This window comes from Collinsella sp. HCP28S3_E12 (assembly GCF_052065595.1).
Taxonomy (GTDB): Bacteria; Actinomycetota; Coriobacteriia; order Coriobacteriales; family Coriobacteriaceae; genus Collinsella.
Genome location: NZ_JBQHTS010000010.1, coordinates 75905 through 82190, shown reverse-complemented (window position 1 = coordinate 82190; position 6286 = coordinate 75905). Strand labels below are relative to the sequence as shown.

3 protein-coding genes are annotated in these 6286 nt (G+C 65.0%); 2 read left to right on the top strand and 1 reads right to left on the bottom strand.

Features of this window, described 5'->3' with window-relative positions; all coding sequences use genetic code 11:
• Nucleotides 1-275 precede the first annotated feature (275 nt).
• Complete coding sequence (locus ACTNBY_RS05595) at nt 276-584, top strand: transposase (RefSeq protein WP_441063733.1); 309 nt, start codon at nt 276-278, stop codon at nt 582-584.
• 130 nt (nt 585-714) lie between these two features.
• On the opposite strand, the gene ACTNBY_RS05590 is transcribed toward ACTNBY_RS05595, so the two are convergent.
• Nucleotides 715-2277 carry a cation:proton antiporter domain-containing protein gene (locus tag ACTNBY_RS05590; protein WP_427794183.1) on the bottom strand — a complete coding sequence of 521 codons (1563 nt, stop codon included), beginning with the start codon at nt 2275-2277 and terminating at the stop codon, nt 715-717.
• 184 nt (nt 2278-2461) lie between these two features.
• Between ACTNBY_RS05590 and ACTNBY_RS05585 the strand changes: the two genes are divergently transcribed.
• On the top strand, nt 2462-6208 hold the full coding sequence (locus ACTNBY_RS05585; protein WP_441063731.1) for a phosphoribosylformylglycinamidine synthase: 3747 nt from the start codon (nt 2462-2464) through the stop codon (nt 6206-6208).
• Nucleotides 6209-6286: the final 78 nt, after the last annotated feature.

Sequence of the window (6286 nt, the reverse complement as noted above, 5' to 3'; positions counted from 1 at the left end):
CGGACCCCCTGTAGACGTTCAGCTCTCCCATTACGTTTCGCTCCATATCCCGCTCCTCCCGGGTCGGATACCCGATCGGAGCATAGTTCCGTTAGCGCAGTTGGTGAAAGTGCGTTAGCGGGGTCGGCGAAAGCGCGTTAGCGCATTCGGCGAGATGCGTTTGCGAAAGTGGTCAATTTTAGATTAGCGCTAACACGGGCGAGCGCCCGGACGCCGACCTCGCGAACTCGACGCTGTCGGACGCGTGCTCCCGGCTGGCGCCCGGCGAGCGCCCCGTGATCCACTCCGACCGCGGCGTGCACTACCGCTGGCCGGGCTGGATATCGATATGCGAGCGGAACGGCCTGGTCAGGAGCATGTCGGCCAAGGGCTGCAGCCCCGACAACGCCGCGATGGAGGGCTTCTTCGGCCTGCTCAAGAAGGAGTTCTTCCACGGGAGGGACTGGTCCGGCTGGTCGCCCGGGGAGTTCATCGAGGCCCTCGGCGCGTGGATAGGGCGCTTCAACTCCGAGCGGGCAAGCGACGCGCTCGGTGGCGCGACACCGGACGACTACCGGTCGTCGCTGGGGATGGCCGCGATTTAGCGGTCCAGGAAATCGTCCGCAGTCCCCGTCCATTCTGGGATGTGACTTCCCGATGGGGGCCGATGCGGAAACTGCGTCCCGTTTCGGGTCTTTAAAGCGGGACGCGGCTTCCCCTAGGGGAAGCATCTCGTTATTTGCCGTCGTCGTCCTGGGCTTCATCGCGCGCGTAGAGCTCCAGCATGCGGCGGCGGTATTCGCGCACGGCGAGCTTGGCGCGCTCCAGGCGGCGGCGCTCACGCGGAGTCAGCTTGGACGGGTCGATCTCGTCGCCATAGGTCTTCTCAGCCAGCAAATGAGCGGCGTCCACGATACGGGCATCGATGTGGCCGCTTGCCGCCTCGGTCGAGAGGCGGTCAGCAATGGAATCAAGGGTAGGTATGCCGTCGAGCGAACGCCCATGGCCATGCGAGGTCAAAAGCTCATGCTCGCGCGCGAGCAGGCTCGCTAGGTCGTGGTGAGCGCGCAGGATATCGAGTGCGTCGGCAGGGTGCTCGGCGACCTCTGCCACGGCAGTGGCCGGCGCGGCATCGACCACGCGATAGAAGAGCTGCGCGAGCAGCGGCATCAAGAACACCGTGATGGCACCGGCGGCTACCATAACCGAGGCGACGTCTTGCGACAGCGCGCCTGCGTTGACGGCCACACTCGTCACGGCAACGATGATCGGCAGGGCCGTAGTGCAGTACAGGGCCACGGTAATGCGGCCATACGCCGAAACGTCACGTGTCGCGGGACAAATGCTCATAGAGACAAGGATCGGCACGGCGCGAATGATCAGCAACGCCGCGATAAAGCCCACGAGCAGACCCGGGCGCGACGCCACGGCCGTCAGGTCAATCTTTGCGCCTGACACGGTAAAGAACACCGGAATCAAAAAGCCATAGGCCAGGCCATCGAGCTTGGTCTCGAGCGTATGGTTGCCCTCGGGGATGATATAGCGCAGGACAAAGCCAGCGGCAAAAGAGCCCAACACGATGTCGAGGTCAAAGATGGCGGAAAATGCCACGAGTGTGACCAGGATGAGCACCGTCAGGCGCACGAACGTCTGCGACGTCGTGTCGGCCCGTTCCTCGACAAACGCAAAGAAGCGGCTGCCGACGCGCTTGGAGCGGCTCGGAACCACGGCCAACAGCACACAGACCAGTGCAAACAAGCCAAGGATCACGAGCGTCTGGATACCAGTACGAGCGGAGAGCAGCACCGACATGGCAAGCACGGGACCGAGCTCTCCCCACGTGCCATAGGCAAGGATGGAGTCACCCACACGCGTGCCGGTCAGCGAACGCTCACGCATGATGGGCACGAGCGTGCCGAGCGCCGTCGAAGTGAGCGCCAGCGTCACGGCGATACCGTCGAAATGGCTGACCGAGAACCACGGGGTAAAGCGCACGGCAAGCCAGGCGATGCCAAACGTGACGACCCACGTCGCCATACCGTAGCGTCCCTCGACGCCCGTGATGTTCTTGGGGTCGATCTCAAAGCCGGCAAGCAGGAACAAAAAGGCCAGACCGAGCTCGGACACAAGCGAGACCTCGGCATCTACATGGATGACGCCGAGCATATGAGGTCCCAGCACCGCGCCGAACACGAGCAAAAAGACCGTCTCGGGAACGGGCTTTCCGGGAATCGCCGATGCGATAAAGGGGCTTGCGAAAGCCACAAGCGCGATGATAGCGAGCGAAACGAATGCCATGTGATGCCTTTCTCTTGTTTGCGCTTCACTGTAGCACCCTCGCCGTCCTCAATACGCCATGAGCTGTCGTATCATAGTGACGTTTACAAACATGTGGCTCAAGGCGACCGCGAGGCTTGTCCCGCAAACCGACCGCTGCCGCATACCGCACCGTACGCCCAACCGATCAGGAAGGCAGGAACCAATGGTCTCTCGTATTTACGTGGAGAAGAAACCCGGGTTCGACGTCGAGGCTCAGCAGCTCAAGGGCGAGCTGACCGAAATTCTCGGCATCAAGGGCATCGAGGCCCTGAGGATCATCAACCGCTACGACGTCGAGGGCATCGACGAGGAGCTTTTCCGCTCCTGCGTGCCGACCGTCTTTAGCGAGCCCCAGGTCGATGTGACCTACGACGAACTCCCCGCAAGCGATGGCGCCGTCTTTGCTGTCGAATTCCTGCCTGGCCAGTTTGACCAGCGCGCCGACTCCGCCAGCGAGTGCGTGCAGCTCATCAGCCAGGGCGAGCGCCCCGCCGTGCGCTCCGCCAAGGTCTATATGATCTCGGGCGCTCTGGACGAAGCCGCCATCGAGGCCATCAAGCACTACGTGGTGAATCCCGTCGAGGCCCGCATCGCCTCGCTCGGCCTACCCGAGACGCTGTACATGGAGACCCCCGAGCCCCAGCCCGTCGAGGTGCTCGACGGCTTCCGCGAACTCGACGAGGCCGGCCTTGCCGCCTTTATCTCCGAGCGCGGCCTTGCCATGGACGAGGCGGACATCGCCTTCTGCCAGCAGTACTTCCGCGATGAGGACCGCGACCCCACCATCACCGAGATCCGCGTGATCGACACCTATTGGTCCGACCACTGCCGCCACACCACCTTCGGTACCGTCCTGGACGACGTGACAATCGATGACGCCGTGGTACAGCAGGCCTTCGACCGCTATATGGAGATGCGCCACGAGCTCGGTCGCGACGCCAAGCCCGTCTGCCTCATGGACATGGGCACCATCGGTGCCAAGTACCTTAAGAAGACCGGCGTCATGACCGATGTCGACGAGTCCGAGGAGATCAACGCCTGCACCGTCAAGGTGAAGGTCGATGTCGACGGCGAGGACCAGGACTGGCTGTTCCTGTTTAAGAACGAGACCCACAACCACCCGACCGAGATCGAGCCCTTCGGCGGTGCCGCCACCTGCGTGGGCGGCGCCATCCGCGACCCGCTCTCTGGCCGCAGCTATGTGTACCAGGCCATGCGCGTCACCGGCGCCGGCGACCCCACCGTCCCGGTCTCCGAGACGCTCGAGGGTAAGCTGCCGCAGCGCAAGCTCGTGACCACCGCTGCCGCCGGCTACTCCAGCTACGGCAACCAGATCGGCCTTGCCACCGGTCAGGTCAGCGAACTCTATCACCCCGGCTACGTGGCCAAGCGCATGGAGGTCGGCGCCGTCGTGGGCGCCACCCCGGCAAACCACGTGCGTCGCGAGTGCCCCGCCCCCACCGACAAGATCATCCTGCTGGGCGGCCGCACCGGCCGTGACGGCATCGGCGGCGCCACCGGCTCCTCCAAGACCCAGAACACCGATTCCATCGAAACCTCGGGTGCCGAGGTCCAGAAGGGCAACGCCCCGGTCGAGCGCAAGCTGCAGCGTCTGTTCCGCCGCGGCGACGCCTGCCGCCTGATCAAGCGCTGCAACGACTTTGGCGCCGGCGGCGTCTCGGTCGCCGTGGGCGAGCTTGCCGACGGCCTGTATGTCGACCTGGACACCGTGACCAAGAAGTACGACGGCCTGGACGGAACCGAGCTCGCTATCTCCGAGTCCCAGGAGCGCATGGCCTGCGCCGTCGCCGACGGTGACGTCGAGGAGTTCATGGGTTATGCTGCCGAGGAGAACCTGGAGGCGACCGTCATCGCCGAGGTTACCGCCGAGCCGCGCATGCGTATGGCCTGGAACGGCGTCGCCATCGTCGATCTGTCCCGCGAGTTCCTCAACTCCAACGGCGCACCCAAGCACCAGGTCGCCCACGTGTGTGCCCGTAGCGTGTGGCAACCCAGCTGGGCCGGCACCACGCTTGCCGAGCGCATGACCTCGCTTGTCACCGATCTCAACGTCGCCTCCAACAAGGGCCTTTCCGAGCGCTTCGACTCCACCATCGGTGCCGCTACCGTGCTCATGCCCTTTGGCGGCAAGACGCAGCTCACCCCGAGCTCTGCCATGGTCGCCAAGTTCCCCGTGGACGGCGAGACCACCACGGCGAGCGCTATGGCATGGGGCTTCAACCCCTACCTGATGGAGGCCGACCAGTTTGCAGGCGCCTACCTGTCCGTGGTCGAGTCCATCGCCAAGCTCGTTGCCGCCGGCTTTGAGCACAAGCGCGCCTACCTCTCCTTCCAGGAGTACTTTGAGCGCCTGCGCACCGAGCCCGAACGTTGGGGCAAGCCCATGGCAGCCGTCCTGGGCGCCCTTATGGCCCAGGTCGACCTGGGTGCCGGCGCCATCGGCGGCAAGGATTCCATGAGCGGCTCGTTTGAGGACGAGGCCGGCGAGCTCAACGTTCCGCCGACCCTGATCAGCTTCGCTGTCGCCGTGGGCCGTGCCGCCCGCGCCGTCTCCCCCGAGTTTAAGGGCCTCACGCACCGCGTCGTTCGCATCGCCCCCGCCACCTATGGCGAGGACTACCGCCCCGATGCCCAGCAGCTGCTCGCCGCGTTTGACGCCGTCGAGGCGCTCACCGCTACCGGCGACGCCCTGGCCGTCTCCACGCCCGGCTACGGCTGCGGCGCCGAGAGCCTCTTTAAGATGTGCGTCGGCAACCAGATCGGTATCGAGCTTGCCGAAGATGTGGACGTGGAGAGCCTCTTCACCCCGCTCTACGGCAGCTTTATCGTCGAGCTCGCCGAGGACGCCGAGCTGCCCGAGGTCGCCGACGGCGTTGTCGTCGAGCCCCTGGGTACCACCGTCGAGGGCTATGTCATCGACACCGGCTCCGAAGTCATCGAGCTCGCCGAGCTCCAGGAGGCCTGGGAGAGCGGTATCGAAGGCGTCTTCGCCTACCGCAGCGCCGGCGAGACCCCCGAGGTCGAGGCCATCGACTTCCGCGCCAAGGATATCCACGTGTACGGCGGCGCCAAGATCGCCCGCCCGCGCGTGATCATCCCTGTGTTCCCCGGCAACAACTGCGAGTACGATAGCGCCCGCGCCTTCCGCGCCGCCGGCGCCGAGGCCGACACCTTCGTGATCAACAACCTCACGCCCGAGGCCGTCGCCGAGAGCACCCACGAGCTCGCCCGCCGCATCCGTGCAAGCCAGATCGTCATGATTCCCGGCGGCTTCTCGGGCGGCGACGAGCCCGACGGCTCCGCCAAGTTCATCACGGCGTTCTTCCGCGCTCCCGAGGTCACCGAGGCAGTCCGCGACCTGCTCAAGGCCCGCGACGGCCTGATGCTGGGCATCTGCAACGGCTTCCAGGCCCTGATCAAGCTCGGCCTGGTGCCCTACGGCGACATCGTCGACGCCACGCCCGATGCGCCCACGCTGACCTTCAACACCATCGGTCGCCATCAGAGCCGTCTGGTGCGCACCCGCATCTCGTCCAACCTGTCCCCGTGGCTGTCGCAGTGCAGTCTGGACGACCCCTACACCGTCGCCATCAGCCACGGCGAGGGCCGCTTTGTCGCCAACGATGAAGTGCTCGCCCAGCTGATCGCCAACGGCCAGGTCGCCACGCAGTACGTGGGCGAGGATGGCAAGCCCAGCATGGATCTCTCCGTCAACCCCAACGGCTCCGCGCTCGCCATCGAGGGCATCACGAGCCCCGACGGCCGCGTCCTGGGCAAGATGGGCCATGCCGAGCGTCGCGGCGACAACCTGTACCGCAACGTGCCCGAGCATGTCCCCGGCGATAAGTTCATGCCGATCTTTGAGAGCGGCGTAGCCTACTTCGCTTAAATACGTTCCCATCGGGTACAATCCCCTCGGGTAACAACACCCGCCACCGGCACACCCGGTGGCGGGTTCTTTTTTACT